The following is a 3,590-nucleotide window of genomic DNA, read 5'->3' on the forward strand; positions in this document are numbered from 1 at the left end:
AGTCGCCTCTATGATATAAACAAAAATCATAGGAGACAAATATCATGGTCAAAAAATTTAGTATCGAATTCAAACAACAATCAGTATACCGTTACATTGGTTAAAAATAGCAAACAAATCAGCCAAACTCAGCGAGTATATCCAAAAACAGTATTGGCAACATAAAGCCCGTTTGGGTGCGCTAAGCCTGCTTCATGATGCAAGGGAGGCGAGCTATCAAGTTTCAGAAAGAACAATTAGGATTACGTAGTTTAAGATTGCATAGTAAAGCAGCACGTAAATTCAAGTATAAAACAGACACGGCTCATCACAATATTGTGCCCAACACGTTAGATAGGCAATTTAACCCTGATAATCCTAATAAAACAGGGGTAACCGATATTACTTATATTAAAACGGGTGAAGGTGGGTTATATTTGTCCGTAATTATCGATTTATATGGACGAAAAGTGATTGCTAGGCAAACTAGTCGCTACATAGACCGCCATTTAGTGTGTAACAAGCCTTATTTGCGTCAATTTCCTAAAAATGTACTCATTCATAGTGACCAAGGCAGCCAATATTGCAGTGCTGATTTCAAACAATTATTGTTACAATATGGGCTAAGGCAAAGCATGAGTCGAAGAGGCAACTGCTTTGATAATGCGGTTGTTGAGAGTTTTTTTCATACACTCAAAACATATATTATTCATGACTGTTACTACAAAACGAGGAAGCTGGCTAATAAAGCACTATTTGAATATATTGAAATCTATTATAATCGGATACTCCATCATTCAGCCAATGGCTGGGTATCACCTGAACAATATGAACAACAATATTACCAAAACGAAAAAATGATAGAGGCGGGCACTGTCTAATATTTTGGCGAGGATCAGTGTAACAATTTTATTAAATTTACAAAACTAGGTGAAATAACACCTAGTTCTATATGGTAACTAAATTTTAAAGATGTTTTTTTATCTGCTCAAACCATCCATTTACTTCATCATAAGCATTCAACTCTTCGAATAATTCCTTTTTCATCTTTTTAGATAATTGATTTGCAAATACTTCTTTAATTTTACTAGCACTCTCATTTTTAATTGCTTGATTTCCTGCTTCTTTTTCAGATTTTAAAAATGCAGAAAGCTCCTCAGGAATATTTTTATTTGACCATGAGTTTTTCCAATCGGGAGTTGAATTAACAAACCGATCTTCTATCGGATAAAATTCTTTATATAAAGATGGATGTATATAGTTTTCAATTTCCAACATTTGTGTTTGTACAGCCCAACAATTTGGCTTAGAATTGACTTGTTCAACTGCTTGAGCATATTTGGCTACATCCCTATCATAGATATGAACTTCAGGGAGATTTAACTTTCTAAGATAATTTTTATTAACCCAATAGATCAATGTATTGCCTCCTAGAGACAAAGACATTATCCTCGGATCAGAGTTAATATCTATATACCAAAGTTGTTACAAATATTATCAAAAAATTCTACGTCTGTTGGTCCTTCAAGACATAAGATAACTTTAAGGTTTGTGCTGGTTTCAACAGGTATATTGGGAAGAATACCTAACGTTGTAGTAACTTCAGGCAAATCAAGATTATCTCCTGTTTGATAGTTAGTTTTTCCATTATTCTTAAATAGAAAAATAATGTTATTTATTGGGCACAGGCTTGCTAATGATGGACTATGAGTCGTTACTATAACTTGAGTTCTTTCATTTTTGGGTAAATCCATTAATGCATGAAAAAGTTTTACTTGCCATTCAGGATGTTGAGAAGTTTCAGGTTCTTCAATAGCATAAATAGTATTGCGGTTCCCCTGATGTTTTTCTCTCTGCTTCAGCTCTAAAATAATTCAATAGGATAAGCCTTCTTACACCACTTCCCCTTTTATTGACTGGAATCCCATCATCACAGCTAAATGAGAATGAAAAAAGAGTATCCCATGCTTTATTTGTCATTTCTGGTTTCAATACATTAGCAATTTCAGGGCTCATTTCTTTTAACTTATCTAGGGTTTCATTACCTATCTGAATTGCTTTATTAATGATTTTCTCTTTAACTTGATTCAATTCATTTTCAAGCTCAGCAATAGCTGTTTTAGTAATAGTTTTTAATGGGGTCTGTACTTCTTTATCAGAATCTCTATTTTCTCGATCTGCTTGAAATAAGAAAAATAAAGGTAGATCATTTTGTAATGCTGTCCAAATTTTCTTTCCATCTTCTTTATTTATGTCAATTTCCGTTTCTTCTAGAGTTAAATGAGGAATTGCACAATATATTGCTTGTCTTATTTCTGAACTTTTATTCTTATTTATAGAGTCAAGATCAATTACATCAGCATATTTCTCAGATAATAATTTTCTTAAATCTGTTATTTTTAAGTTCACTAAAGGTGTAGTAAAATTATTTGGATAGCTTGATATAATTGTCGTTTTCAAACTAGATAATTTTTCATTATTACAATCCCAAGTTTTTTTTATGGTTAAATAGCCATTTTGATCCAAAAGGTATTCATCTTTAATATTTGTTGGTATTGTATCAATAGTATAAGTCGTATTACTTGGTATAAATGAAATTTGAATAGACATTGTCTTGTTTTCACTAAAAACATTAAGATCATTTATATCAACCTTTACTACATCATTGTTAAAAAATATTTCCATTGCCTCAAGAATAGTTGATTTTCCAATATCGTTTTTTCCAATAATTAGATTAAAATCGTTAGCAAATTTTATGGTAACATCTTCATATCCACGGAAATTTAATAATTTTAATTGTGCTATTTTCATAATACATTCTCTCCCTTCTTTATAAATTTTCATGTAGTAAAGCCTAAAACTTATTATGTAATGAAATGAAAAACTGGAATGACAACACATTTTCAAACAATAAACTAACGTCAGTATATAATCTATTAATTTGGGGAAATAGGTCGTAATCAAGAAATTTTTTTGATAACTCACACAGATCAATTGATTTAAAAATTAAAAATAAAAAAATATAGTTTTAACTAATCAATATTCACAAGCATGTGAAAATGCAAGATTGTGGCAAAGACCCCATTCCAAATTTTGTGTATTTACTCGTTAAAGGTGACGGTGAACTCGGTCCCCAAATTCTATCATAAATCGACTCATCGCACTTTTCCAATTTTTAATCGGCATTGTCCATTTTTTAGATGCTTGTTGTATCGCTATGACCAAAATATTCGATCATTTCAGCATTTAAGGCCGTTTCGATCACCAGTTTATTCATAATAACTGGTTAATTTACCTAAATCTTCTTGGGTTTTTATTTCTTTGGCAAGCTCGGCTGCCATTTCTCTTAGTCTTTTTTCGTCCATTTGTATTTACCTCTTTTTTACTCAATAGAGTAGTTTAAAAATGAGCAAATACACAAATTTATTTATAGGATCAATCAAAATATTAATATAAAATTTTAGCACAAAATACTTATTGTTTAGAAGAATAACATAGAAATGATATTCTTTTATAACATCAATTCTGTAAATATCCCAAACTTAGTACACAACTCACGTAGAAAATTAAGCTGCTTGTTTTAGTGTTTTATACTCAATCGGTGTCATGTT

At 31.0% G+C, this 3,590-nt stretch carries 2 protein-coding genes and 1 pseudogene; 1 reads left to right on the forward strand and 2 read right to left on the reverse strand.

Features of this window, described 5'->3' with window-relative positions; translation table 11 throughout:
- Positions 1-194 precede the first annotated feature (194 nt).
- Positions 195-860, forward strand: coding sequence for an IS3 family transposase (locus GQ589_RS11410; protein WP_160426315.1), 666 nt, complete (start codon positions 195-197; stop codon positions 858-860).
- Positions 861-945: 85 nt separating this feature from the next.
- Here the strand turns inward: GQ589_RS11410 and GQ589_RS11415 are convergent, their stop codons facing one another.
- Together GQ589_RS11415 and GQ589_RS11425 are read right to left on the reverse strand one after the other, a co-directional pair.
- Positions 946-1,419 carry a hypothetical protein gene (locus GQ589_RS11415; RefSeq protein WP_160426317.1) on the reverse strand — a complete coding sequence of 158 codons (474 nt, stop codon included), beginning with the start codon at positions 1,417-1,419 and terminating at the stop codon, positions 946-948.
- A 234-nt stretch (positions 1,420-1,653) separates the two neighbouring features.
- A pseudogene (locus GQ589_RS11425) lies at positions 1,654-2,880 on the reverse strand (AAA family ATPase); the annotation flags it as partial.
- Positions 2,881-3,590 lie beyond the last annotated feature (710 nt).

Origin of the sequence: Gilliamella sp. Pas-s27, from assembly GCF_009795865.1 — a bacterium.
Lineage (GTDB): Bacteria > Pseudomonadota > Gammaproteobacteria > Enterobacterales > Orbaceae > Gilliamella.

What these genes read in the sequence shown, in the direction of transcription:
- GQ589_RS11410 (WP_160426315.1), top strand. Translation starts at nt 195, where the DNA reads ATGATGCAAGGGAGGCGAGCTATCAAGTTTCAGAAAGAACAATTAGGA.